The following is a 25,599-nucleotide window of genomic DNA, read 5'->3' as shown; positions in this document are numbered from 1 at the left end:
GACGGGCGGGTAGCCGGGGCGGGTGTGGGCGGGCCAGTCCCGGCGCCACCAGTGCACCATCCGGTCCTCCAGTTCCTCGTCGGCCAGGGCCAGGTGTGGCCCTCCCCGGTGATCCGGTCCCTGCAGTGGGCGCAGCGCCACCGCGCCGGCGTCAGCGCCCACGCCGCTTCGAGGTCGTCGATTTCCTGGGCGGCGTCGCCCTGGCCGTGGCCGTCCGGGTGGCCGTCGTGCGTCATCGCGGCTCCGTCCTGTTCTTGGGAATTCCGGTCGGGTTTTCTGCGGTCGCATGGTTCGGGAATTATTTCGGACTGCTGGTTCCGGGTGCTGCTGTGAATTCGGTTCGGAAATTCTACTGCGCTTTCGGGCGCCGCTCCGGGGCTGGATTGCTCCTCCGTGGCTCTGGTGAGCTGGTCGCGGTCGGACCGGTCGCAGTGCCGCCCGCCGATCGGGTCGGCGCCGCCTCTTGGGCGGCGCCGACCCCGAACTGGCCTTCTGAGTAAGCCAGTTGAGCGGTTCCGGTGGTCGGATCAGCTCAGGTCGAAGTCGTTGGGATCGAAGTCGAAGTCGTCGGACGAGAATCCGCCGTAGGGGCCGCCGTTGAAGTAGTCCGCGAGGGCCCGGCCGACGATCTGCCGCACCTCGTCCTCGTCTTCGGCGAGGGCCAGGGCGGCGGCCTGCTCGCCCGAGAGGTCGAGGTGGATGTCGCGGGCCCGGACGGCGTCCGAGCCGCGGATCTCGAAGCTCACGGCGCGGCCGACCCGGGCCCCGATCCCGGAGACGGTGCCGCGCTGCGCGAGCTGCTTGGCCTTGCGCTCCCGGCCGCGCTCGGTGGTCTGCACGTCGACCGCCTCGCGCTGGAGCCGCTGGGCGTCCTCTCCCTTGGGGCGGCGGGTGCCGTCGATCCAGCGCAGCACGGTGCGCGGCGCGACGCCGTAGGCGGATGCCATGGCCTTGGTGTTCCCGCCGTACTTGCGGTCCCGCACCTGCCCGGCCTGCGTGGTGGACTGCACCGGCGCCTTCCGGGAGGGGAACAGCGCCTCGCGCACCCGACCGAACAACCCGCCCGCCATCAGTTCCCGCCTTCCTCATCGTCGTTGCCGGTGCCGGCGGTCCCGTCGTTCTGCTCCGGGCCGATCGGGGTGCCGTCGGTGGTGTAGTGGTGGACCAGCTTGGAGGGGTGCTCCCGGCGCTCCATCGCCTCGACCACGGCCGTCAGCGGGATCGAGGCCTCGTGCTTGTGGCTGCCCGGGGCGATGCCCAGCCGCAGCGCGCCGGGGACCGGGGTGCCGTCGTCCTTGACCGGGAGCAGCTCCAGCGGGGACGGGGCGTCGGTGGCGTACAGGTAGCTGTCCACGTTGACCGCGATCGGGGCCCGGCCGGTGAGCAGCAGGGTCTTGCGCAGGCGGCGGTGGGCGGCGATGCGGGCGGCGGCGATGACCTGGAAGCGCAGCGCGGGGTCGTAGGACCAGGACGCGGCGATCTTCTCCAGCCACACCTGGTCGTCCAGGTGGCGGGCGGAGTCGGCCCACTTCCCGATGCCGCCCTTGTAGACGTTCTTGTAGCTGCCCGCGAGAACCATGGCGTCCGCGCGAACCGGGTCGGTGCCGACGTCCTTGTGCACGGCGTAGGCGGCCAGGAACTCCTCGGGGTTCTGGCCGTCGAACAGGCCGAGGTGGGCGTAGGTGCGCTTGTAGCCGCCGCGGATGCGGCCGGTCCATTCCTTGAGCAACGGCGCGGTGTGGGCGGCCAGGTAGGCGGCGCTGATGGTCGCCGGGTCAAAGTTGTAGGTGGTGGCCATGTAGGCGACCGTCACGGTGGCGTACCAGCCCGGGCCGGTCGGCGCCTGGCCGTGGAAGGTGGCCGGGTGCGGCAGCAGGGGATCGACCTCGATGCCGGTGAAGTCGCACCACCACAGGCCGGCGGTCTTGCCGCCGTCCCAGGCCGGGTGCTCCGCGTACGCGTACGGGCCGATGGGCAGGCGCAGGGAGTCAGTGACCGAGAGGTAGCTGGCGCAGACGTCGACCGCGACCGCCCACGGACGCCGGGCCTCCTCGGCGGTGAGGGTGCGGGCCCACCACTTGTAGTCCTCCTCCTCGCACACCGCCTCGCCGCGCGAGAGCAGTTCGCGGGTCAGCGGGTGGCGGGCCCCGGCGGCCGGCGGCACGCACAGGTCACCCGAGGGCAGGGCTCCCTCGCGCGGGTGCGAGGACCACTCCCCCGTCGTCTGGTCCTTGACCCACTCCACGCGGGGGCGCACCGCGTCCAGGAGCAGCATCGCGGTGGAGGCGGTGGTCGCGCCGGGGGCGACGCCGAGGTCGGCGGTGAAGGCGCGGTAGCGGCGGGCCAGGGTCAGCCCGTCCTTGGTGCCGTCGGGGGCGGTGGCCAACGGGGCGGCGAGGGCGCTGACGGCCTGCTGGCGGCCGTCGCCCTGGCCCAGCCACGGCGCCACCGTGACCCGGACCGAGGTCTTCGGGCCGCCGGCCGATCCGGTGCGGCGGAAGACGTGGAAGGACGGTCCGATCTGGTCGCTGATCTCCATGCCCACCGTGGCGGCGGCCTTCGCCAGCTTTGTGTGGAGCGCGGTCAGGGCCTTCTCCGTGGTCGGCAGGGCGGCGGGCAGTCCCAGCTGCTTGAGCGCGGCAGCGGTCAGGCAAACCATGCCGTCGCCGCCGCGCCCGGCCGAGTGGGCGCGCTCGACGCGCAACGGCAGCCCGGTGCCCAGCCACGCGAACCAGTCGCCCAGCTTCGGCCCGGCCGGGGCCGGGACCTGCGGCACATCCAGGACCCAGCCGCCATCCTCGGCGGCGTCCAGCGCGACCGCCGGCCACCAACGCGCGGCAGCAGAAGACGGGGCGGCTGGACGCGGCGCAGCCGGACGGCCAGCGGGACGGGACGCCGCCGGACGCGGCCTGGCCAACTGGGCCCGGGCTGCGGTCGGCGCGGGCCGGACCGGCACCAAGGAGACCGGAGCAGGAGCAGCTGCGGGCGTGGTCGGGGCGGCGACGGGCGCCGGAGCGGGCGGGGCCTGGGCCGGGGCCGGCTGCTGGGTGACCGCAGCGGCGGCCTCGGTCACCGGGGCTGCGGGGCGGCAGAAGCCGCCTAGGTGCATCGGGTGGCCCTGGGCGCGGTAGACGGAGGGCTGGCCGCACTGCACGCACGGCGCGGCCGGGCCCATCACCAGCGAGCCGTCCGGGTTCTGGTCGAGCACCGGGACAACGGGCGCCTCGGCGGCCTGCTGGGCGGGCGCCGAGGCGGGATGCGCCTGCGGCACGGCCAGGACCGGGGAGGCAGGCTGCGTGGAGGCGGGTTGCTCGGGCGCGGGAAAGCGGGCGGCGAGGCCGTCAAGGAGTCGCGCGTAGGACGGGGCGATGTCCGGGCCCGGGACGGCGCTGCCGTCCTCCCAGCCCGTCACCAGGGCCGAATCCACCCGCAGAGCCGCGGCAATCTGCGCGGGCGTCAGCCCGGCCGCTAGGCGCAGCCGTGCCCGCTCGGCCGGGAGCGGCAGGCCGGTGTGCACGGCCGCGAGCAGGGCGTCGACGGAGTTGAACAGGTCGTCGGACATCAGGGTCGGTCTCCTCAGCGTCCGTTGGGTCGGGTCGGGTCGATCCGCGGGTCGCCGAACAGGGCGTCGAAGACCTGCTCGGTGAGGCAGGCGATCGGGCCCTGCTCGGGGCGCAGGGTGTAGCCGGCGGTGCGTCCGAGGTCGGCCACCGCGATCGGGACCTGGGGGCGGTAGTAGAACTCGAGCTCCCGGCCGGCGAACTCCGTGGGTTCGGCCCCGCTCTGGGCGGGGTTGGGTGGCAGGGTGAACGAGGGCAGGCCGGCCACGTCGTCCTCGGCGGCCAGGTGGAGGACGCTGTCGTCGGTGGTGCGGAAGGCGACGGCCAGGTCCACTCCGCCGGCGCGGCGGTCGCGCGGGAGTCCGTGGCCCTCCAGGACCCGGCCCAGTTGGGAGGGTGCCATGGCGGCCGCGATGCCCAGGGCGCGCCGGTTGGAGTAGCTGTCGCTGGCGTCCGCGCGGGACATCGCCAGTTCCTTGACCACGTTCAGGTGCTGGGTGACCCGGCTGATGCAGGCCACCAGGGCGGTCAGGTCGTCGAAGTCGGCGGCTTGCGGCGGTTCCACCAGACGCTCGCCGCGCAGGGCCGCGAGCAGCGCCCGGCCCAGGTCGTCGGGCACCTCAACCCGCTCACCACCGAAGCTGACCCTCACCACAGACTCCCAAATAGTAGGACCTAACCAAATACTACACATATCTCCTGTAGGATCCCAAAAGGAAAGGGGGCACGCAGCACCGCCGCGCGCCCCTCGAAGTCCTCGTCGGTCTACCGGCTGTTGCCTTGATTCAGACCGTCAACCGGCATGTTGCCGGTCACGTCGGGCCGATAAGCAGCACCTACCGGCGGTGCCATGCCCCCAGGTCCCGATTCCGCTCCGGCAGGGCCCCGCCCTGGCCACGGGCATGGTCCGCGCCACCGGGTCCAACCGGCGCAGCCGCAACCGCAGTCAGCAGTCTTGGCCATGACGACCAGTCACAGGTTGGAGGATCCGGTCAACAGGGGAGCGTCAGCCAGGTCTTCCTTCCGACTGCGCAGAGGGCCTACCGGGCGGCACCTAACATGCAGCACTGGCACCGGAGGCCGCTTCCGGCGGCCCATGGTCCGTCAGCCGAGCCACCCCGGGGGAACGAGGGCGTTTCGGCTTCCGTCGTCATTGGGGCGCCAGTTAGCGATGACCGCGTCTTGGAACCAGGCGTCGGGCAGGTTGGCGTGGTCGCTGACGATGATCTGGAGGTTGCCCTTGTTGAGTTGTGCCACCTCGTTGAGGAGGCTGAAGTAGGCGGTGACAGTGGTCCAGTCGGCGTCCTGGATCTTCGAGGCGTCGCGCGGCTTCTCGGGGAAGAAGGCTTGCGTGGGCTGGTCAAGCATGAGGAAACCGGGTACAGGCCGATTGTTGCGCCGCAGATAGGTGTGCAGGGCGAGATGGGCCACGAGGTGGTAGCCGATCCAATTCTTGGCGCTGCCGATCCGGGTGAGTGGCAGTCGGCCGGCCGGGCGCCGGACGACGACGTTGAGCAGATTGAGGCTGATGCTCACCTCTGTCGCGTCTGCCGCCTGTCCGAGTTTGAGTCGCTTCGCCCAAGCAGTCATGTCGGTGGCGATGCCGGCCAGGCACCGTTCGGTCTCGGCGGCTACATCGTCCTCGTCCGCGAGGACTTGGAGTGCTGCGGTTCGTTCCTCGGCCAAGGCCAGGTCATGACGCAGTCGGCTGATGTCGCTGTCCGAACCAGTACGGGTTAGGGCTTCGGCGATTCGTCCCTGGATGTGCGCAATGCGGAGGTTCTGCTCCTGAAGATTGCGCATCCGTTCGTCGCTGGTCAGCAGTTCTCGCAGCTGCACACCGTTGAGCCGGAGGCGTTCGGCGACGCTGTCGCGTTCGGCCTGCAAGGCGCGTCGGTGCTCTTCACGAACAGGCTGCAGAGTCTGCGCGTGGGCGAGCTCCTCAGCCAGGTGGCCGGTGAGCGCGGCGATGTCCTGCGCTGACGGGTCGGGTTGCGGAAGAGGCTGGGTGCACATCGGGCAGACGCTCGTGTCGTGCTGGTGCTCGGGGCCGAGCAGCGCGAGCGTCTTGAGGCGGTCGAGCTGGAGGTGGAGTTCCCCGCTGAAAGCGCGGCCCTGCTGCTGCCAGCGGTCGACTGTCGCCAGGGCCTCGTCGTGCTCCTGGAGCTGATCGCGCAGCGTACGGCGCTCGTCGTTCAGCCCCTGGCGCTGGTCGGACAGGTTCAGCGGTGCTGCGGTCCGCGGCGAGGCGGCCAGTGCCTGCTGCAGAAGATCGACGACCTGGGCGGTGTTCGGTGCGGCGGGAACGTCGGTGAGCAGTCCCTCATTCTGTGCGAGGCGCACCAGTGCGAGCCCGTTCGCGTCGGTTGCGGCCTGGTGGCGCAGGGCATCGTCGTACTTGCGTTGCGCCGCGCGCTGCGCACGGGCGGCTTCCGTGAGGTGGTGGCGCCGGAGGGCTTGTTCGGGGCCGGCGGCTCCGAGGAAGTAAGGCAGTGTGTCTTTGAGCGTCTGCGCCATCCCAGTTTCGGTCTGCCGGTGGAACAGGGCTTTCTTGTCGGCGATCTCGTTCTGGTTCTGGAAGCAGAGGAGAGCAGCGTGGGCGATCGAGACGTCGAAGGGGTGTCGCCCGGCGCCGGAGGGTGGTTGGAAACGGAAGTCCTCGATCCCGAGCCGGGCGCTGACCTCACTGCGCAGAGCCGCCACATTGGAGTTGGGGGCGAGTTCGCCAATCGCGGGAAGATCGAGACGGCTGTCGCCGGTCTGCACCATGGCGTGGAGGGTGGAGGCTCCGGTGGGACGGGGCCGGGCCAAGACCATGCGGCTTTCGTCGTCGAAGACGACGAGGAGTGCGTACCAGCCGACGGTCTGGTCGATCGGTTCGTCGGGCAGGTTCGGTGTTCTCCGCCCAAGGCAGTAGTCGACGATGTCGAGCACCTCGGACTTCCCGGTCTCGGACTCACCCGTGATGACGTTCAGCGCCCCGGGACGGAAGCGCAGGACTCTCGGGGCTGTCCCGCCGTCGCGGTGGTACATGGCCAGGGCGAGCAGCTGCATGGCGGTTCTGGAACTCCTTGTACGGGGCGGGTCAGGGACGGACGCCGAGGACGGTGAAGGCGCGGGCCGGGTCTGTCGCGGCAAGCCAGCGGCCGACGAGTACGGCCGCGCGTGCGCATTCGGCGACCTCCTCTCCGGGGGCCTGTGAGGAGGGCTTCGGAGCGCGGGGGCATGTCAGGCCTTGAGGGCTGGTGCCTATGGCCTGGTGGCGCAGGGCAGTCCGCAGGCTGGCTCGGGTGTAGTCGGTCAGTGCAGCAGCTCGTTCAGCGAAGGCCGCCTGGTGGCGCGGGTTGGCGTGAGCCCAGGCCATGAGGGTCACGGTGGACTTGCCCGGCAGGGAGCGCCGGGTGTCCTCGGGAAGGATGAGCGGGAGGACGAGGAAGGCGCTGGGCCACGGCAGAGGGCTCTCCGCTTTCTTGACCGCAGCGTGGACGCTGCTGGCCAGGAGGTAGGCCCCGAAGGCGGGGTTGAAGAGGGCTTCTGCCTCAGGAACGCCGTGATGAAGGTTGGTGGTCACTGGTCCTGTGCCTCTTTCCGGGGCTCGCACAGGTTCCTGTAGTCAGGGTGCCAACCGATGGCACGGTCCGGGTCTGCGGTGTCCGCTTGATCGGCCAGGCTGTGCACGGTGCCGCGGCCGATCCACGGTGCGGTGATGCTGCCGGGGCGAGCAGGTCTGTCGGCGGCCCTGTCCATGGTGTCGTCCAGTACGTCCTGACCGAGGGACTCGCGTTCGGGTCCGGTCATGTCACCGTGGAGGCGGCGGGTGCGACGGCGGAAGACGTGTTCCCACTCGTCGTGTAGCTCCTGCTCGTACTCGCCGAGCCGCTCGGGTGTGATCTTGAAGGTGCGCAGCCATTCGGAGCGTTGGGCGCGTGCGTAGTGATACTCGCGCAGGTGCATGGCGATCTCGGGATCGGGCAAGCCGATCCATCGCATCTGAGTCACGACGAGCTGGTCCTCGTAGCCAGCGATCTCGGCCTGGGTGAGGTTGCGCAGGGTCTCGGTAATCGGAAGGTTCCTTCCGGCGTACCGGTCGAGGACTTCGTCCCTGCGGCACATGAGCTCCTGGGCGCTGACCGCGGGTCTCTTACGCTTGGGGTTCCTGCGCTCCAGCAGTCCAATCGCCATGCCGTACCACCACCCTTTGATGTCGTCGAGAGCGGCTTGAGCATGGTCGCTCGGCGTGATCCCCAACTCTTTGGCCAGACTAGGGTTCAGGTCCGACATCACCGGGGCACCATCATCGACCGTGATGGCGTCAACCAGTTGATGGCGCTGCGACGGGCTGAGCGACATGAACAGTTTGCGGTCTTTCGCCGTACCGTCCGCACCGTTCTCGTCTCCGGCGACCTTCTCCATCCGAGTCAGTGCGGCACGAGTGTCCCGATGGGCTCCGGAGCGGAGCATCGAGAGAAAGGTCCCTGCGGGAGCGACCTGGGTCGAGACCAGGCGCAGCAGCGGCATCGCTGTGCTCAAGGGGGTTGAGACGGCTTCCAGGGCATCGATCCAGGAGGCGACCGAGCGCCAGAGGTCCTTGCCAGCCTCGCTCAACGGACCCGCCGCTTCGCGGTGCTTGGACTGGATCAGCTCCAGTGGGGTGTGGTTGTCGGGGTCCAGGAACTCGATGTCGTCGAGGACTTCCATCCGGACGGAGCAGGAAGCGTCCTCCCAGCTACGGCGCGCGAGTTCCAGCAGAGCCAGTTCGCACTGGTAGAGATACCCGGTCATCTGGCCTGCGGCCGAATGCGAACCAGCTTGCGCCACGTTGCCCACTATTGATCGCGCTTGTCCGAACGGCGCGCTCCTGCAGTCCGGCCGATGGTTTGCGACCGGCGTCCGGGCGCCTCTGCCGCTCCCCCGTGGCGACAACATAGCACTGGTTCGGCAGCCGTCACGCAGCTCTGCAAATAAGCTGTCGCATGTTCGAACGCCGCCCTGCAGGGGCCAGTTCGCCAGTCCGCCAAGCACCGTGGGCCTGTTTCCCGCCGGCCCCGGTGTCCCCGGTTTCCGGCCTGTCCGGCGCCTGGCGCACTGCGATGCTGCGACGGGCTCGATCTCCACAGCTGCGACATGGCTCGCTGCTGTGGTGGCTGGCCAAGTCTCGCGGCTGTACCGAGTTTCCTGGTGGCTGGACTGTGGCCACCAAATCCGGCTGTGGCTCCTACCGTCCCCTGCTCACGCGGGCCTGATCGGCGACCAACCGTTCGCGCGCTGTGTGGGCGCTCAGCGGAACAGCGCCTCAACGAGGGCTGCGTGGAACTGGCGCTGCTGGACTCCGGTGGCGATGGCCTGTGGTGTCGGGTCTCCCGTCAGGCCGACGCACATGACGACGGCTCCGGTCTTCTCGAGCATGCGCCACATGTCGTCGGTGAGACGGACGGGTACCGCGATGCGGGCGATCTCCGGGTGGGCGCTATACCGTGACTCGTTGTAGAAGCCTTCGAAGGTGCGGTTGGCCGGGTTGAAGACGACCTTCCAGTCGCGGTCCTGGGTGGGTATGGCGGGCGCGTCCCACACAGGCCACCCGAAGTGGTCCTGCACGGCGGTGGTCATGGCGGATGTGTGACCGGACAGCACCAGGGTGACAGTACGCACCTGATTTCCCGTGATGACGGTTGTCCTGCCTCGGGATCGGGCACTCACCGCGCCAGGCGCTGACAGGCCAATGTGCGTGACCGCCGTGTTGAGTTGAGACCACAAATCCCGGGGACGTTCTGCCATGCCCCCAGCATCGGGTAGGCGGGGTGGCGCGTGGGACTGTATCCGGTTGATTCATTCTTTCAGGTGAGCACGTGTACGCGGCGGGCTGGAACGCGCTTGACCCCCGCTGAGAAGCCGATGCCCGAGCAGGCCGCAGATGTGGGCTGCTTCGTCCACGGCTCTCCTGTCCCAAGGCGCGAGTTGCATGCTTTGACGGCCGGGCGGCCTCCCGTCCAGCTCCGCGAAGCGGCAGGCTGCGGAAATCAGGTCGGCTGCCCAGGGCGGTACGGGAAGATCGCCACCGCCCTCGGCGCGGACGACGGACAACTGGAGCGGCGCGTCGGAGCGTCCGGTGGCAATCCGCTGTGCCAGCGCGGCAGCATGCAGCGGGTGGGCGATGCGTGTGTGAAGCCGGTGGGTGAGCAGGACCGTTGCATGGTCGGGTTCGGGTGGAAGTCGGCCGCCGACGGGCAGTGCGAGCGGCGTGCGGCCCAAACGGCGGCTGGCAGCGTCCAATCGGCCGTGGTCGGGCGGGCTGTGCGTGGGCTGGATGAGGCCCGGCTCGTCCGCGTGGGGTGGGATGTGTGTGGCGGCCTCCCACCAGGCGTACCGGTCGGTGGGCGGTGGCGGGAGTCGTGTGCTGACGGCGGGGCGGGCGCCGTCCAGGGTGTGCACGCCGTGATACGGCAGGACGGTCAGGGCGGAGGCGAGCGCGGGCGGGAGGGGGCCATGGCACAGCAGGGTCAGGTGGATCCCGGTGAGTTCCAGCAGGCCGAAGAGGTGCTCGAAGTGACGGGGGCTGATGCGGTGGGCGCGGGTGACGATGACGTGTCCGATGTGCAGGGCGGTGGTCCAGGCAACGACAACGCGCCAGGCGGTGGCGGTTCGACCGGCCCAGTGGTCGGCCTCTTCGCTTCCCGGGAGCAGGTGCTTGTTCAGACTGCGCAGGAGGTCGTGGGCCAGGGATGCGGGAGCGGTGGCCACGGAGGTGGGGTGGACGGTGATGCGGCCCAGCGCCGGGGTGTGGGCGGTCAGGGCCGCCGACATGAAGGCGTGGTCGTCGTGTGCGTCGTGCACCACGGTGAGCGCGGGCAGGTCCGGGTTTCCTGGTCGCGGTGACCAGGTGGGCCGCCACTGCCCGGTAGTGGCGGCGGGTGCGGCGGCCGGACGCGTCGTCATCGCGATCCCGGTGGCTGCGGTATGGCTCCGGCGGGCATGGGCCTGGCCACGGAATCGGCGAGAACCGCGGCCGGGTGGTCGGCATGCCGGAGCTCTTGCGGGTCTGCCACGGCGACGCGGTGGCCAGGGATTTGGCTGTCGGTTGGAGCGGGGTTGTCCGTGAGGGGATGGGGGGCCAGGCCGAGGGCGAACAGCACGTCGGGGTGGATGGTGGGCTGCCCGCCGGTGGGGGCGAGCAGGCAGCGGTTGGCCAGGCGCGGGATCTGCTCGGGTGACAGGTCCAGGGGCAGACCACAGGCGGTGCGGTGCAGCAGGTGAGTGACGGCCGCTGCCTCAAGTGGGCCGAGGGAGGCGGCGGTGTGGCCGGCGCCGTGCAGGTTCTGCCGTTGTCTGCCGGTGAGCAGCCCGGGCGTGGTGGTCAGGTGGATGCTGGTGTCGGTGTGGACGAGCCGGTGGGGGCTGTGGTGCTGCTCGAGGTGTGCGGCCAGGGCGGTGGCGGCGCGCCCCAGACGGTGGGCGGGCCATTCCAGGGCGCAGGCCAGGTCGTCGGGGTGGATGCGGCCAGCCTCCATGAGGGCCGCGTGCAGCACGGTGGCGTGGGCGGCCGCCGCAGGGGCGGGGCGTGGGTCCTGGGCGGGGGTGCGCAGGAGGGATTCCGGGGAGGTGGCGAGGGCGCGGGCCAGGTGGATCAGCGCCTCGGCGGAGAGGGTCTGCGGGGTGAGGTGGGTGTCCCAGTCGGCGGTGGGGATGCCGGTCAGCGCGGTCAGCTCGTAATCGCCCAGTCGGCAGTCCATGGCGCGCTCGCGCAGGAACGTGAGATCGAAGGCGAGCGGGCTGGCGCCGGGCGGCGGGGCTGGGGCGGTCACGGGCTTAACTCCACAAGGCGCGGCAGGACATCCGGGGTGGGCGAGGCGGGGGTGTGCAGGTGCCAGCAGCGGGCGGTGGTGTGCCAGTCGTCCCCGGGGTGGGGATGGACCAAGGCGGGGATCGCGATACCCGCGTCGGCGACGAGGGCCTCGAAGCGTGGCGTGGTGCCGAAGCAGTTCGCGAACAGGCCGTGGTGGTCGGCGGTGCGCGGGGAGCGGCGGCGGAACGCGGCGGCACACCCGTGTCGGCGCCGCCAGCAGCGTTGACCATGCGGCGGCGCAGCTCAGCGACGTTGCCCCCCGAAGCGGCCAGCAACGTCCACGTCTCATCCGACAATGCGTAGCCCTGACGGGCGGGCGCTCTGTCGACCTCCCCGGTCGCCTTCGCCGTCGCCAGCCACCGCCACACCGTGCGCACCGACACCCCCACCATGTCCGCCACCGCCCTCACGTGCCGCGACGTCAGCTCACCAGCCGCCTGCCGCTCCACCAGACGTCGCACCACCAACGCCCGCGGCAACCCCCGCCCCACACCCCCACCACCGCCGTCTCCCATACCCGAGATCCAAGCGACGCCCCACAGATCTGAGCGTTAGATCTCTCAAACCCAAGACAGCACCAGCCGCAGCGAGATAAAGCCCCACGACAGCACAACAGGCCCCTGGCCTCTCACCCCGCGACAGTCAGCCTGTCAGCCGGCCACCCGCACCGAATCCAGCCCGACCAGCAAGAACCTGGACCACATGCCTCGAAGCACTACCGACTCTCACCACCACTGACACCAAACCGAGAAATCGCAGTCATGACGTCCTTTCACGGTCACCGCTGGCGGGTGGCCGTGGGCTTCAGGCCACGTCGGTGGCGGGCTCGGTGGCGTAGCGGCTCATCGTGCGCAGGCCGGCCTCGGGGGTCGGCGGCCTGCCGTCGGCGGTCATGTCCCGCAGGTCCCGGAAGTACTGCACGTACAGGTCGGGGGTGAACACGCTGAGCATGACGGCGCTGTGGTCGGTCACGTTGGCGAAGGTGTGCGGGGCGCCGGGCGGGACCATCACGAACGTGCCCGCGCTCGCGTCGTGGTGCAGGTCCCCGACGGTGAAGCGCACCGTGCCGGAGATGACGTAGAAGCCTTCGTCGTGGCGGGCGTGGCGGTGCTGCGGCGGTCCGGGGGTGTGCGGGGCGAGGAGGGACTCGGTCATCGCCAGGCGGTGCCCGGTGCGGCTGCCGTCCTCCAGGACGCGCATGCGCGTGGTGCCCAGGACGATCGTCTCGCCGTCGCCGGGGGCGACCACCGATACGGTGGGGCCGGCCTGCGGTTCGCTGGTCTTCGCTGTGTCGGTCATGTTCCGAGTCCACCGCCGGGGCCCTGCCGGTGTCCAAGACCCGTTGCGCCACGCCGATACCCGGGGGGTATCGTCGCAGCGTGGAGCTACGTACCCTGCGCTACTTCGTGGCGGTCGCCGAGGAACTCCACTTCGGCCGGGCCGCCACCCGCCTGCACATGAGCCAGCCGCCGCTGAGCCGGGCGATCAAGCAGTTGGAGAAGGAGGGCGGCGCCCTGCTGTTCGCCCGCTCCCCCGCCGGTGTCACCCTCACCCCGGCGGGGGCCGTGCTGCTCGACGAGGCGCGGGACCTGCTCGACCGGGCCGAGCGCCTGCGCGCGCGCGTGGCCGCGGCGGCCGGCGCCGCGACCCTGACCGTCGGCATCCTGGGCGACGGCACCGACCCCGGCATCACCAGGCTGGCGGCAGCCTTCCGCCGCGGCCACCCCGGCGTCGAGATCCGCGTACGCGGCACCGACCTGACCGACCCGACCTGCGGACTGCGCGCCGCACTGGTCGACGTCGCCCTGACCCGCGCGCCGTTCGACGACACCGCCCTGGCGGTGCGCGTCCTGCGCACCGACCCGGTCGGCGCGGTCCTGCGCGCCGACGACCCACTGGCCCGGCGCGGCCGCCTGGAACTGGCCGACCTGGCCGACCGCCGCTGGTTCCAGTTCCCCCCGGGAACCGATCCCCGGTGGCAGTCGTACTGGAACGGCGGCACCCCACGCGAGGGCCCCGTGGTACGCGGCGTCCAAGAATGCCTCCAGGCCGTGCTCTGGAACAGCACCGTCGGCCTGGCCCCGCTGCTCGGACACGACCTGCCCGAGAACCTCACCACGGTCCCGCTGGCCGACATGGCACCCAGCCCGGTGGTCGCGGTGTGGAACGACGGCGACACCAACCCGCTGGTCCGCTCGTTCGCCGAGATCGCGACGGCCGCGTACCGCCAGACGTGAGCACCGCCAAGCCTGAACACCGCCAGACGGGAGCACCGCCAGGCCTGAGCACCGCCAGACGGGAGGGGACGGCGCCCCGCGGGAGGGCGGCGTCCGTCGAAAAAGTGGTCCCGGTCCGCCCGCCGTGTCGATCCGCGACCACGCCGTTCGACGCTGCACATGGTCGACGAACTGGCCGCCTCCGGCCGGCTCTCGGGGTCGCACCTGCTCCCGGGCGTACACGGCGAACTGCTGACCTGGCTCGGCCGCACCACCGAGGCCCGGGCCGAGCCGGAACTCGCCGCCCGGCCGGGCCGCAACACCCGCGAACGCTCGGTGCCGCTGCGCACGGCGGCCGCGTTGCCCTGACGCCCCCGGCCGGACGGCCGTCACGAGCCGGGCCGTCACGAGCCGGGCCGTCACGAGCGGGGGCAGAACTCCGACTCCAGCTCGGAGGTGAACACCGCGATCGGCCAACTCCCCTCGACCCAGTCGCCGTTGACGTTGGTGGCGAGCAGGTGCCGGCCGTCGCGGGTGCCGAACGCGTAGGACCACGAGCCGTTGACGGCGCCGCCCATGCCCCAGACGGTGGGGCCGCAGTCGAGCCTGATGCCGGCGACGCCCAGACCGTAGTCCGCCTGGTCGATCCACTGGTGCCCGGTCGGGACCATCGTGAACATCTCCCGCTGCTGGACGGGCGGCAGGAGCCGCCCGCCCAGCAGGGCGGCGAAGAAGGTGTTCAGGTCGCGAACGTCGGAGATCATGTCGCCGGCGGCCCAGCCCCAGGACGGGCTCAGCTCCGTCACGTCGTAGGCGGTGGCGTTCGCCCCGGTGAGCCCCAGACGCGAGTACTCGCGCCCGTGCGGCCCGTGGACGGCGGTGTCGCCGGAGGAGGGCTCGTAGGTGCCGGTGAGGCCCAGCGGGGCGGTGATCCGCTGCCTGATCTGCGCGGCCAGGGTGGCGCCGGAGGCCCGTTCGACGATCAGGCCGGCGAGGACGTAGTTGGTGTCGGAGTAGGTCCAGCCGGCGCCGGGCGCGAAGTCGGGCCGGTGGGCGACCGCGATCCGGACGAGCTGTTCGGGGGTGTAGCCGTCGAAGCGGTGCCGGAGGAAGGGCAGGCCGCTCGCCTCCTGGCGGACCTTCTCGTCCATCGCGTAGTTGTAGATGCCGCTGGTGTGGTTGAGGAGTTGGCGCACGGTGGTCCGGTCGCCGTCGTAGCCGGGGGCGCCCAGGAGGCCGGGCAGCCAGCGCTCCACGCTGTCGTCGAGGCTCAGCCGCCCCTCGGCGGCGAGCTGGAGGACGACGGTGGCGACGAAGGTCTTGGTGGTGCTGCCGATGCGGAACCGGTCCTGCGCGAGACGGGCCCGCCCGGTGGCGAGGTCGGCGACGCCCGCGCTGCCGAACCACCGGCGGTGGCCGTCCCGGACCTCGGCGACGGCGCCGGGCAGACCGCCCGTGGCCACCGCCCGGTCCAGCACCCGCTGGACCCCCGGGTGCCCGCCCCCGCCGTCCGGCGCGGGCGCGGCGAACGCCGGTGCGGTGGCGGCGCCGGCCAGCACGGCCCCGGCGAGCACGGCCCCGGCGAGCAGGGTGGCGACGGCAGCGCGCGTGGTGGTTCCCATGGCGTGTTCCCCCTCGATGTGGTGTCGCGGTTCGGGAAGGAAGCTACGAGCAAATTCACATAATGGTCAATACGAAACCCGCCAATGGTGGATGTATACGCAGGTAGATGCCGCAATATTCTTGCAATGATCCTCCCGGTGAATGCAACAGAATGTCGCAGTCCCATTGCAACAGTGGGTGAGCCGGACGGATACTGTTCACGCGACGGAAGGAGACGAGGACGGATGCCCGGAGCCAGGCTGACCCCGCAGGACCGCCACCGGATCGCCGCCGGACTGGCCGAAGGGCTGGGCTACGGCGAGATCGCCCGGCAGATCGAACGGCCGACCTCGACCGTCACCCGCGAGATCGCCCGCAACGGCGGGCCCTGCGACTACCGGGCCGAACACGCCCAACGCGCCACCGCGCAGCGCTCCCGCCGCAGCGGCACGACCGCCCGACGGGCCGCCGCCGCCACGCCGCCGGCCCAGGGCCGCGACCCGCAGGCGGTACGCGAGTTCGCCGACGAACTGGCCGAGCTGCTGGTGCACAGCGGCCTGCCCAGAATGGCCGCCCGGGTCCTCGCGTGCCTGTACGTCACCGACGACGGCAGCCTCACCGCGGGCGAACTGGTGCAACGGCTGCAGGTCAGCCCGGCCGCCGTCTCCAAGGCCGTCGGCTACCTGGAGGGCCAGGCGCTGATCCGCCGCGAACGCGGCGAACAGCAGCGCCGGGAGCGGTACGTCATCGACGACGACGTCTGGTACCGGGCGCTGCTGGCCAGCGCCGAGCGGAACACGACGCTCGCCGGCGTCGCCCGCCAGGGCGCCGAAACCCTCGGCCCCGGCACACCGGCCGGCGCCCGGATGGACGACGCCGCGGCCCTCCTGGACCGGATCGGCCAGGACATCGTGCGCTCCGTACGGCAGTGGCGGGAGGAGAGCCGGCCCGGATCGCGGACCGGCTGATCCCGGGCACCCCCTGCGGGGCGGTCGGGTGAGATGCGCGATGGTCCAGGCGGGTGGGCTCCGCACCCGATCGGGTGCCGTATCCGCGGATCCGCGGCGGGTCTTCGACAAAGTGGTCGCGGTGGGCCGGCACTCGGCCCCGGGGCGTGCCGACGGCCGGGGCCGCCGGGGACGCGACGGACGGCGATGGCGGGCACGCGCAAACGACCGGAGGACTTCCCGCTGCCGAGGCTCAGCACCCGTCAGCTGATGACGATCTCGACCGCGACCTCGCTGGTGATGGCCGCGGTGTCGATCTTCCAGGCGCCGGAGGGACGGCGGAGCACGATCACCGGCCCGTACGTGCCGCCGCCGTACAACCCCGACCAGTCCACCGGTCCGGCCGGCGGCCAGGCCCCCAACCGGCCCGCCCAGGCCCAGCAGCACGGCAACCCCTCCGCGTACCACTGAACGGACCGAGGAAGGACCGATCGATGAGCACCCAGGTTCAGATGACGACGGCGCAGGAGGCCACCGCCGAGGACCACACCGCCACCGAACTGGAAGAGGAACGCCGCCGCCGGGAGAACACGATGCCGCTCACGGTGGGGGGACCGGCGGCGGCCGGCCTCGGAGTCGCGCTGCTGTCGATGCTGATGAACAACCAGCGGGGCATGGTCGTGGTCCGCATGTGAGTGCACACCCCCCGGACCCGGCCGAACGACACAGGGACCCCCGGCACGTCCGGCGGCCCGGCAGGAGCTGGTTCAGACCACAGGGCCGGAAGCCCGGGACCGACCGACGGGGCAGAGCCGGGCACGGAGTCGCGTCTCCGCCCACCCCAGGTCGACACACAGGCCGAACCAGACCCGGCCCGTACACACACCCGACTCACCGAGACCCACCGCGACCCAGGAGAACACACCCTGGAGGACATCGCACCGACGCCCGGGGGCGGCCACGGACAGAGCGAAAGGCAGAGCGATACCGGCCCGAGCGACGATCAGATGGCACGGGTGACGATCAGACGGCCCGGGCCGTCCCGCTCCGGGCAGCCCCCAGCGAGGTAACACGGAACACCGACGACCCCGAACCACCCCACGACCACACCCGACACCTGCCCATCCACAATCTCCACAATAGAGCCGCGCACCGCGGGGGCGGCCGGAGGGCGGCAAACGGCTGAACCGGGCCTGTCCGGTGCCCCGTTCCTCCGTGAAAGGCAGCTCTGTCGTGCTGCCGTCACTGCCGATTTCCGTGGAGGACCGCAGTGCACCACCGTTCCCGTTCAGTGGCCAGGGTGCTCGGCTCGGGCGCCGCCTTGAGTCTGGCGCTGGCGCTCACCGTGACCGCCTCCCCCGCCCTGGCCGCGCCACCGGGCCCCACCGCCGAGTCCGATCCCGTCCCCGGCCTGGTGGCCGGCGAGGGCACCGCCGCCCCGCAGCTGGTGACCGGACTGTCCGAGGCGGCGCCCGGCGCTCCGGCCGAGGCGGCCCGGGCCCATCTCGCCGCCCACCTGGACCGGTACCGGGTCGATCCGGGGCAGCTGGCCGAACTCGCGGTCGAGCGCACGGCCGCCGACCGGCGCACCGTCAGGTTCCAGCAGTACCACGGCGGCATACCGGTGCTCGGCGGGCAGTACCTGGTCCGCCTCACCGGCGAGGGGGCCGACCAGCGGGTGGAGTCGGTCGGCGGCAAGTACTTCACCGGGCTGACCGCACCGACCGCCCCCACCGTGCCGGACGCGGTGCTGCGCACGCTGGCGCTCGGCTCGCTCCAGGACCCGCGCGCCCGGGCCGCGGCCACCGCCGAGGACCGCGGCCTGGTCGTCCTGCCGGGCGGCACCGGCCGGCTCACCCGGCACTTCACCGTGCACACCGCCGACCCGGGGAACGGCGAGCCACTGGTCCGCGAGGTCTACGCGGACGCCACGCTCGGCGTGGTCGCCCTCGCCCACGACTCCTCGGCCCCGTACCAGGTCAGCGGCGCCGACGACACCGGGGCCGGCGACACAGGGGCCGGCGCCGCCCGTGGCGCGGCCGCCGCCCAGCCCGCCACCGGGACCGCCCCCGACCTCCTGGGCCGTACCGTGCCGGTGAACATCTCCCGCCAGCCGGACGGAAGTTACCAACTCGTCGACCTCACCCGGCCCGTCACCATCACCACCTACGACGCGACCGGACGGGACTACAACGAGTTCAGCGGCCGACTGCCCGACGGCAGCCTGCCCGTCGGCTCCCCGGACCCGGCCTTCCCCGCCTCCACCGGCACCAGCGGCGCCACCGACGCCCACCTCAACGCCGCCGCCGTGTACGGCTTCTACCACGACCGGCTCGGCCGCGACGGCCTGGACGGCAAGGGCGGCGCGATCACCTCCGTGGTGAACGTGAGCAACCGCGGCAAGCCCTTCCCCAACGCCGCCTGGGACGGGCAGAAAATGCTCTACGGCAACGGCAACGCCAGGTTCCTGCCCTTCTCCGCCGCCCTCGACGTGGCCGGGCACGAGATGACCCACGGCGTCATCCAGCACACCGCCAACCTGGTCGGCGACGGCCAGTCCGGCGCGATGAACGAGGGCATCGCCGACTACTTCGGCAACGCCATCGAGGTCACCGCCCGCGGCATATCCATGGACGACCCGGCGGCCCCGCTGATGGGCGAGAACCTGTGCCGCACCGGCACCCCGCAGGACTGCGCGAACCGCCGCCTGGACGACCACCGCACCACCGTGGACGACTACCTCGGCGCCGGGCTCGACCTGGACAACGGCGGCGCGCACCTCAACTCCACCATCTTCAGCGGCGCCCTGTGGGACATCCGGCACACCCTCGACCCGCTCACCGCCGACCGCCTCGTCTACCGGGCGATGGCCGAATACCTCACCCCGCTGGACGACTTCGTCGACGGACGCAACGCGGTACTCGCCGCCGGCCGGGCCCTCAAGCTCAGCGGAGCCCAACTGCGCAAGGTGGCGGCCGCGTTCGACGCACACGGGATCAAGGCCGGCTGGCAGAGCCGACTCGGGACGGACACCCGCCCGCTGCTGCCCGGCACCTCCGCCCCGGTCGGACCGGCCGCGGGCGCAGGCCACTGGGTGATGGGCAACACCGACCCGAACGGCAAGGGCACGACCGCCCTGTACACCGGCTCCACCACCACCGCCGACACCCCGACCCGGCTCAGCCCGGACGACGGGCGGATCCACGGCTGGGCCGCCACCGACGGCAAGTCCGCCGTCTGGCTGGCGATCGGTCCCGACGCCACCGGCACGTGGGGGACGGAGGTGCTGACCCGTCCACTGTCCGGCGGCCCGGTGCGCAGCGTGTTCCACTCCTCCGACCAGTCGCCCGGCAGCGTCCAGGTATCCGGCGGGGACATCGCCTTCACGGTGACCGACAACGACACCGGCCGCACCCGGGTCCGCCTCTCCCACGACGGCGCCCCGCCCGTGGAACTCCCGCTGCCCGAGGGCCACAACCTCACGTCCCTCGCGTTCAAGGACGGCCTGCTCGGCTGGATCGAGTCCTGGACGGCCGACGGGGCCACCGTCCAGGCGCCGACGGCCTTCTCGACCGCCACCGGCAAGGTCACCGCCCAGTACCCGGTGAGCACCCCGAACGGCACCGACCCGCCGTACCTCGCCTCCCCGCTGCTCGCGGGCGACCGGCTGCTCTGGCTGGCCGCCCCGGCCGACCGCACCCGCCCGGCCGCCCTGCGCTCCGGCGCCCTGGACGGCTCCGGCGTGCGCGACCTGCTCTCCACCGACTCGCCGTACACCCCGGCGGACATGGAGCTCACCGCCACCGACCAGGCCGTCACCTTCACGCACCGCAGCGCCCAGCCGAGCAGCGGCTGGTCGAACGCCGCTCTGCCCAAGCTGTACCAGCTGCCGGTCAGCGGCGGCACCCCCGTGCGGGTCTCCTGCAACCGGGGCAGCCAGTTCCACGCCGCCGCCGACCAGGGCACCCGGGTGGTCTGGCTGGACGCCACCGCCGGACGCAACGACCTCGTGGTCCGCGACCGCCCGGCCGGGTCCTGCTGATCCGAGCACGGCAGCGTCGTCCGCCCCGGTGCCGGCGGACACCGGGGCGGACAGCGAGGCGGGCACCCGATCCGGGGCGGACAGCGGGCACCGGGGCGAACAGCGAGGCGGGCACCCGATCCGGGGCGGACAGCGGGCGCCTGACAGCGCGCTGTGCGCGGTCTGCCAGCGGCGGGCCACAGGCTGGGCCCGTCCAGATCACCCGGCAAGCAGAGGGAACCGCATCCATGCCGTCAGCTACTTCTCCTTCTTCCACTCCTTCTTCGGCGGCCCCTTCGCCCTCCCGCCCGGGGTGGTCGCGCCGCCTGCGGCTGGCGCCGCTCGTGCTGACGGCGTCGGCCCTCACCGTGGGGCTGGCCGCCGGACCGGCGCTCCCGGCCCCCCTCCCCGCCGCCGCAGGGTCCGCGCCCTCCGCGACCCGGGGCGGGGCCGAGGCGCAGCGGGTCCAACTGGAGAAGCTGGCGCGGCAGTTGGTGGCCGCCGGGGCACCGGGCGTGGTGGTGCGGGTGGACGACGGCCGGGGCCGGCCCGTCGAGATCGCCGAGCAGGCCCCCTGGGCCGCGGCGGACCAGCGGCTCGCGGCGGGGGACGAGTTCCGGATGGGCTCCAACACCAAGACCATGATGGCCGTGATCGCCCTGCAACTGGCCGCCGAGGGGCGCCTCGCGCTGACCGACCCGGTGGAGGCGTGGCTGCCGGGCCAGGTGCCCGACGGCCGGGCGATCACGCTGCGGATGCTGCTGAACCACACCAGCGGCCTGCCCGACTACACCGAGGACCCCGCCGTCCTGCCGTCGATCCTCGGCAAGGACCCGCACCGGTGGACCTCCGCCGAACTGCTCGCCGTGGGCGTCAAGCGCCCGGCGCTGTTCCCGCCGGGCACCCGGTGGTCCTACAGCAACACCGACTACGCGGCGGTCGGCGCCGTCCTGGAACGGATCACCGGAGCGAGCCTCGCCGACCTGATCCAGGACCGGATCGCCCGTCCCCTGGACCTGAAACACACCTACCTCGCCACGGACGGCAACTGGCACGGCCGCTACGTCCGCGGCTACGAGCCGGACTCCGCCCACATGCCGGCGGGGGTGCCCGCGGCGTTCCGGGACGTGGCCGGGGTGCACCGCGACGGCCGGGTGGACGTCTCCGGCAACGACCCGGGCTGGGGCGGGGCGGCCGGGGCCGTGGTGTCCACCGCGCAGGACTGGTCCCGCTTCTACAACGCGCTGATGTCCGGCAGGCTGCTGCCCGCGGCCCAGCTGGCGCAGCTGCGCGCCACCGTGCCGATGGACCCGCAGAACCCGGTGGACGGGCCCGGCTCCGGCCTGGGCATCGGGACGGTCCGCACCCCCTGCGGCACCGTCTGGGCCCACGACGGGGGGATCACCGGCTACTCCAGCACCAACCTCACCGACGGCACGGGCAGCCGTACCGCCACCGTCCTGATCTCGACCGAGTTCCTGTTCGAGTTCGGGGCCGACGCGGAGCTCACCGCGGCCGGCCAGGCCCTGCAGAGTGCGGTGACCTGCGCCATGTTCGGCAAGCCGGCCCCTGCTCCGGCTCCGGCTCCGGCTCCGGCTTCAGCTTCAGCTCCGGCTCCGGCTCCGGCTCCGGCTCCGGCTCCGGCTCCGGCTCCGGCTCCGGCTCACTGACCGGGCGGCCCGGCCGCGGGTGAGGGTACGGGTGAGGGTTCGGGTGAGGGTGAGGGTGAGGTGATGATCGCGGACAGCAGGTCCCTGGCCTCGGTCCGCGCCATCGCCGCACCCGCGGCGTGCGCGGACGCGAACCCGGCGGCTCCCAGGTCCGCCGTGGCCCGCCCGGCGATCCTGCGCACGTCGGTGTCACCGAGGTCGTCCGAGCCCCGCAGCAGGTCGGCGGCGCCGAGCAGGAGCGCCGCCTCCCCCGGCCGGCCGCGGCACAGCTCGATGTCGGCGGCCGTCACCGCGATCCGGGCCGCGACCGCCGAGTTCCAGGTCAGCACCAGGTGCACCGCCGGGTGGTCGAGCCGGCGCACCGCCGCGCCGGGCAGGCCGTCCGCCGCGTCCAGCTGCGCGAGCACGCCCAGCAGCAGGGCGGTGAGGTGCGAGGGCGCCGGCTGGCCGCCGGGGGCCTGGTCCAGGGCGGCCAGGGCGTGCGCGCGGGCCGGCTCCCGTCGCCCGGCCCGCCATTCCAGCTGGGCCAGGCCCAGGCACACCACGGCCCGGGGCTCGGCCCATCCGGCCTGCGCCACCTCCTCGAGCAGGCCCGCCAGCTGCCGCCGCGCGCCGTCCGCGTCCCCGGCCTGGGCGCGCATCAGGGCGGCCTGGACATCGCTGTCGACCGTGTCCTCCTGCATCCCGAGTTCCTGGAAGTACCGGGTGGCCCGCTCGTTCATCGCCAGCGCGTCGGCCAGGTCGCCGGAGCGCCGCCGCAGCGAACCGAGGGTGCTCAGCGCGGTCGCCATGCCCCACCGCTCGCCGAGCGCCTCGAAACCGGCCAGCGCGTGGGCGAGGAAGCCCGTCGCCTCGGTGACGTCCCCGGTGTGCAGGGTCAGCAGGCCCCGCACGAGCAGGGTGAACGGGCCGCTGGAGGGGTCCTTGCGCTCGCCGTCCGGGAAGTCCGGGGAGCCCGGGGAACCCGAGGGGGCTGGGAGGTCGGGCGTGCGCGGGAAGTCGGGCGGGCGCGGCGGCGGCTGCGGGCCGGCGATGGCCGCGGCCAGCCGGGCCAGCTCCAGCAGGGGGTGGACACCGGGGTCGACACCCGCCATCGCCGCCTCGATCCGGCCGAAGGCGGCCGCCCTGTCCTCCGGCCGGCCGATGGACTCGGTGCCGACCTCGTACGTCGCGACCACCAGCGCGCGGGCCCCCGGATCGGCCGGCCCGGGGACCTCCAGCACCCGTTCGAGCAGGTCCAGCGACTCCGGCGGATAGCCCCGCATGGACCAGAACCAGCACAGCGCGGCGCCGAACCGGACCGCCGTCGCGGCGTCCCCGGACTCCACCGCCCAGCGGACCGCGGCCAGCAGGTCGTCCCACTCGGCCGACAGCCGGGCCAGCCAGCGCAGCTGGTCGCGGGTGCGCAGCCGCGGCTCCGCCGTCTCGGCCAGGGCGAGGAAGAACCCGCAGTGGCGTTCGCGGGCGGCACCGTCCTGCCCGCGGCGGGTGAGCTGCTCCAGGCCGTACTCCCGGATGGTCTCCAGCATCCGGTAGCGCGGCTCTCCCGTGGCGGCGGCTCCGAGCGGGTGCAGCAGCGACTTGTCGACCAGCGCCGCCAGCAGCTCCCGGACATCGCGGGTGGGGGCGTCGTGGTCGCCGGGGTGGTGGTCGGCGTGCGGGGCGCCGAGCCCGCCGACCGCCTGCGCCGCGTCCTCGGTGAAGCTGCCGGGCGCCACCGACAGCCGTTCCAGCAGCGCCCGCTCGTCGGCGGCCAGCAGCTTCCAGCTCCAGGCCACCACGGCGCGCAGCGTCTGGTGGCGGGGCAGGGCGGTGCGGCTGCCCCGGGTGAGCAGCCGGAACCGGTCGTCCAGCCGGGCGGCGACCACCTCGGCCGGCAGGGTGCGCAGCTGGGCGGCGGCCAGTTCGATCGCCAGTGGCAGGCCGTCCAGGCGGCGGCAGATCTCGACCGCCGCCGCCGGCGAGCCGTCCTCCTCGGCGAAGCCGGGGCACACGGCGGCGGCCCGGTCGTGGAACAGCCGGACCGCCGCGCAGGCGCGGGCCTGTTCGGGTGTCGAGCCGGGTTCGGGCAGTTCCAGGGGGAGCACCGGGTGCAGGTTCTCGCCGTCGATGCGCAGCGGCTCCCGGCTGGTGGCCAGTACCCGCAGCCCGGGGCACCGGCCGAGCAGGGTCTCGGCCAGCGCGGCCGCCGCCTCGATCACGTGTTCGCAGTTGTCCAGCACCAGGACCGGGTCGTCGCGCGTGAGCACCTCGGTCAGGCGGTCCAGGATCTCCTCGGTGGTACCGGGGGTGCCGGGGCGGCGGGCCGGGGCCGCGGCGCTCTTGGGCAGGTCGGCCTCGCGCGTCCGCAGGGCGTCGAGCACCGCGCGGGGCACGTCCGCCGGGCCGGCCGGGGCCAGGGCGGCGAACCACACCCCGCCGGACGGTGTGAGCCGGCGGCCGGCGGTGGTGGCCAGCCGGGTCTTGCCGGACCCCCCGGGTCCGACCAGGGTGACCAGGCGGGCCCGGCCGAGCAGCTCGGCCACCCGGCGGATGTCGTCCTCGCGGCCCACGAAGCTGGTCAGCGGCGCGTCCAGGTTGCCGGGCGGCCGTGCTCGGCGGGGTTCCGGCCGTTGGGGTTCCGGCCGTTGGGGTTCCGGCCGTTGGGGTGGCGGCTGTTGGGGTGGCGGCTGGTCGGCGGGCGTGCGGTGGCCGGGGAACTGCTGGCGGTCAGCGGGCGTGCGGTGGCCGGGGAACTGCTGGCGGTCAGCGGGCGTGCGGTGGCCGGGGGGTGCCGGGAGCTCGCCGCGCAGGACCGCGAGATGGGCCGCCCGCAGCTGCGGTCCGGGGTCGCTGCCGAAGGTGTCGGCCAGCCGGGCGCGCAGCCGCTGGTAAGCGGCCAGTGCCTCGGCGCCCCGGCCGCCGGCGGCCAGTGCCCGGATCAGCTGGGCGTGCAGCCGTTCGTGCAGCGGGTGCCGCGCGGTCAGCGATTCGAGTTCGGCGATCAGCTCCGGTCCGGCGCCCAGCGCGAGGTCGGCCTCGATCCGGTCCTCCAGGGCGACCAGCCGCGCCCGCTCCAGCCGCCGGGCCTCGGCGTCGGCGAACGGCGCCTCGCGCACGTCCGCCAGCGCGGGGCCGCGCCACAGGGCCAGGGCCTCCCGCAGCGCGGCGGCGGCCTCGGCCGGCCGGCCCTGCGCGTGCAAGTGCCTTCCGGAGCGGGCCAGTTGCTCGAACCGGTCGGTGTCCACCGCGCCGGCCTCGACGGCCAGCCGGTACCCGGCCGGTCCGAAGGTGAGCAGCGCGGGGTCGCCCAGGACGCCCCGCAGGCGGGACACCAGTGACTGCAGGGCGTTCGTCTGGTCGGCCGGTGGTGCCTCGGCCCACAGCGCGTCCGCCAGGGCCTGCGGCCGGACGGCGCGGCCGGCGTCCAGCGCGAGGTAGGCCAGCAGCGCCCGCAGCCGCGCGCCGCCGATCGGCAGCGGGCCCGCTCCGGCGTCCAGTACCAGGGGTCCGAGCAGGCCGACGCGCACCGGGTCACTATCGCAGCACCACCGGTTTGATCGTCAAGTCGCCGGCCGGCGCCCGCGCGCCCGCCCCGGCCGTGAGCGGTGTCCGGGGCGGTGTCCCGGCGGGGCCGGCGGCCTCGCCGGTCGCCGGGCGGCCCGTCACCGGGGCTGCGGCGCCGCGCGGGCGGGGCGCTCCCCGGGCTCCGGCGGGCCGCCCGTCACGTCCTCGGGGCGGCGATGGGGGGCCCGGGTGAACCG

Annotated in this window: 20 protein-coding genes; 7 read left to right on the top strand and 13 right to left on the bottom strand. The window is 72.9% G+C overall.

The features are described 5' to 3' along the window. Positions 1-527: 527 nt before the first annotated feature. The 11 genes from ACIOGZ_RS22365 to ACIOGZ_RS22315 all read right to left on the bottom strand — a co-directional run bounded on the left by ACIOGZ_RS22365 (position 528) and on the right by ACIOGZ_RS22315 (position 12,699). Positions 528-1,070: a hypothetical protein gene (locus ACIOGZ_RS22365; RefSeq protein ID WP_400986915.1), complete on the bottom strand. Its 543-nt coding sequence runs from the start codon at positions 1,068-1,070 to the stop codon at positions 528-530. Further along, positions 1,070-3,562: a multiprotein-bridging factor 1 family protein gene (locus ACIOGZ_RS22360; RefSeq protein WP_400986914.1), complete on the bottom strand. Its 2,493-nt coding sequence runs from the start codon at positions 3,560-3,562 to the stop codon at positions 1,070-1,072. Before ACIOGZ_RS22360 ends, ACIOGZ_RS22365 begins: the two co-directional genes overlap by 1 nt. Before the next feature lie 14 nt (positions 3,563-3,576). Further along, the gene (locus ACIOGZ_RS22355) at positions 3,577-4,212 is read right to left on the bottom strand and encodes a hypothetical protein (protein WP_400986913.1); all 636 of its coding nucleotides are present in this window, start codon (positions 4,210-4,212) and stop codon (positions 3,577-3,579) included. Positions 4,213-4,664: 452 nt separating this feature from the next. Beyond that, positions 4,665-6,614 carry a DUF3732 domain-containing protein gene (locus ACIOGZ_RS22350; RefSeq protein ID WP_400986911.1) on the bottom strand — a complete coding sequence of 650 codons (1,950 nt, stop codon included), beginning with the start codon at positions 6,612-6,614 and terminating at the stop codon, positions 4,665-4,667. Positions 6,615-6,645: 31 nt separating this feature from the next. Beyond that, positions 6,646-7,131, bottom strand: a complete 486-nt coding sequence (locus ACIOGZ_RS22345) for a three component ABC system middle component (protein WP_400986909.1) — start codon at positions 7,129-7,131, stop codon at positions 6,646-6,648. Continuing rightward, complete coding sequence (locus ACIOGZ_RS22340; protein WP_400986907.1) at positions 7,128-8,378, bottom strand: ABC-three component system protein; 1,251 nt, start codon at positions 8,376-8,378, stop codon at positions 7,128-7,130. The genes ACIOGZ_RS22345 and ACIOGZ_RS22340 overlap by 4 nt, the downstream gene beginning before the upstream one ends. A gap of 459 nt (positions 8,379-8,837) precedes the next feature. Continuing rightward, entirely contained in the window at positions 8,838-9,167 is a 330-nt protein-coding gene (locus ACIOGZ_RS22335; RefSeq protein WP_400986905.1) for a hypothetical protein, read from the bottom strand. Positions 9,168-9,386: 219 nt separating this feature from the next. After that, entirely contained in the window at positions 9,387-10,493 is a 1,107-nt protein-coding gene (locus ACIOGZ_RS22330) for a hypothetical protein (protein ID WP_400986903.1), read from the bottom strand. Then, a complete protein-coding gene (locus ACIOGZ_RS22325) occupies positions 10,490-11,359 on the bottom strand; it encodes a hypothetical protein (RefSeq protein WP_400986902.1) in 870 nt (289 codons plus the stop codon). Before ACIOGZ_RS22325 ends, ACIOGZ_RS22330 begins: the two co-directional genes overlap by 4 nt. Positions 11,360-11,363: 4 nt before the next feature. Continuing rightward, a complete protein-coding gene (locus ACIOGZ_RS22320) occupies positions 11,364-11,915 on the bottom strand; it encodes a transposase family protein (protein WP_400986900.1) in 552 nt (183 codons plus the stop codon). Between the two features lie 289 nt (positions 11,916-12,204). Continuing rightward, positions 12,205-12,699 carry a cupin domain-containing protein gene (locus ACIOGZ_RS22315; RefSeq protein WP_400986899.1) on the bottom strand — a complete coding sequence of 165 codons (495 nt, stop codon included), beginning with the start codon at positions 12,697-12,699 and terminating at the stop codon, positions 12,205-12,207. 80 nt (positions 12,700-12,779) lie between these two features. Between ACIOGZ_RS22315 and ACIOGZ_RS22310 the strand changes: the two genes are divergently transcribed. After that, complete coding sequence (locus ACIOGZ_RS22310) at positions 12,780-13,637, top strand: LysR family transcriptional regulator (RefSeq protein WP_400986897.1); 858 nt, start codon at positions 12,780-12,782, stop codon at positions 13,635-13,637. Between the two features lie 159 nt (positions 13,638-13,796). Further along, a complete protein-coding gene (locus tag ACIOGZ_RS22305; protein ID WP_400812105.1) occupies positions 13,797-13,985 on the top strand; it encodes a hypothetical protein in 189 nt (62 codons plus the stop codon). A gap of 50 nt (positions 13,986-14,035) precedes the next feature. Here ACIOGZ_RS22305 and ACIOGZ_RS22300 read toward each other — a convergent pair whose 3' ends face one another. Next, complete coding sequence (locus ACIOGZ_RS22300) at positions 14,036-15,238, bottom strand: serine hydrolase domain-containing protein (protein ID WP_400986895.1); 1,203 nt, start codon at positions 15,236-15,238, stop codon at positions 14,036-14,038. A gap of 225 nt (positions 15,239-15,463) precedes the next feature. On the opposite strand from ACIOGZ_RS22300, the gene ACIOGZ_RS22295 reads away from it, so the two are divergent. From ACIOGZ_RS22295 to ACIOGZ_RS22275, 5 genes are all read left to right on the top strand, one after another. Beyond that, entirely contained in the window at positions 15,464-16,186 is a 723-nt protein-coding gene (locus tag ACIOGZ_RS22295; RefSeq protein WP_400986893.1) for a MarR family transcriptional regulator, read from the top strand. A gap of 249 nt (positions 16,187-16,435) precedes the next feature. Beyond that, positions 16,436-16,636, top strand: coding sequence for a hypothetical protein (locus ACIOGZ_RS22290; RefSeq protein ID WP_400986892.1), 201 nt, complete (start codon positions 16,436-16,438; stop codon positions 16,634-16,636). Positions 16,637-16,659: 23 nt separating this feature from the next. Continuing rightward, positions 16,660-16,860: a hypothetical protein gene (locus ACIOGZ_RS22285; RefSeq protein ID WP_400986890.1), complete on the top strand. Its 201-nt coding sequence runs from the start codon at positions 16,660-16,662 to the stop codon at positions 16,858-16,860. A gap of 575 nt (positions 16,861-17,435) precedes the next feature. Further along, positions 17,436-20,207, top strand: a complete 2,772-nt coding sequence (locus ACIOGZ_RS22280; protein WP_400986889.1) for a M4 family metallopeptidase — start codon at positions 17,436-17,438, stop codon at positions 20,205-20,207. 323 nt (positions 20,208-20,530) lie between these two features. Beyond that, entirely contained in the window at positions 20,531-21,856 is a 1,326-nt protein-coding gene (locus tag ACIOGZ_RS22275) for a serine hydrolase domain-containing protein (protein ID WP_400986887.1), read from the top strand. On the opposite strand, the gene ACIOGZ_RS22270 is transcribed toward ACIOGZ_RS22275, so the two are convergent. Further along, entirely contained in the window at positions 21,850-25,365 is a 3,516-nt protein-coding gene (locus tag ACIOGZ_RS22270; protein WP_400986886.1) for an AfsR/SARP family transcriptional regulator, read from the bottom strand. The genes ACIOGZ_RS22275 and ACIOGZ_RS22270 overlap by 7 nt on opposite strands. Positions 25,366-25,599 lie beyond the last annotated feature (234 nt).

It is taken from the genome of Kitasatospora sp. NPDC088160 (assembly GCF_044741445.1).
GTDB lineage: Bacteria > Actinomycetota > Actinomycetes > Streptomycetales > Streptomycetaceae > Kitasatospora.
Note: the sequence above shows the minus strand (reverse complement) of the source record. Positions and strands in the feature narration are given on the sequence as shown.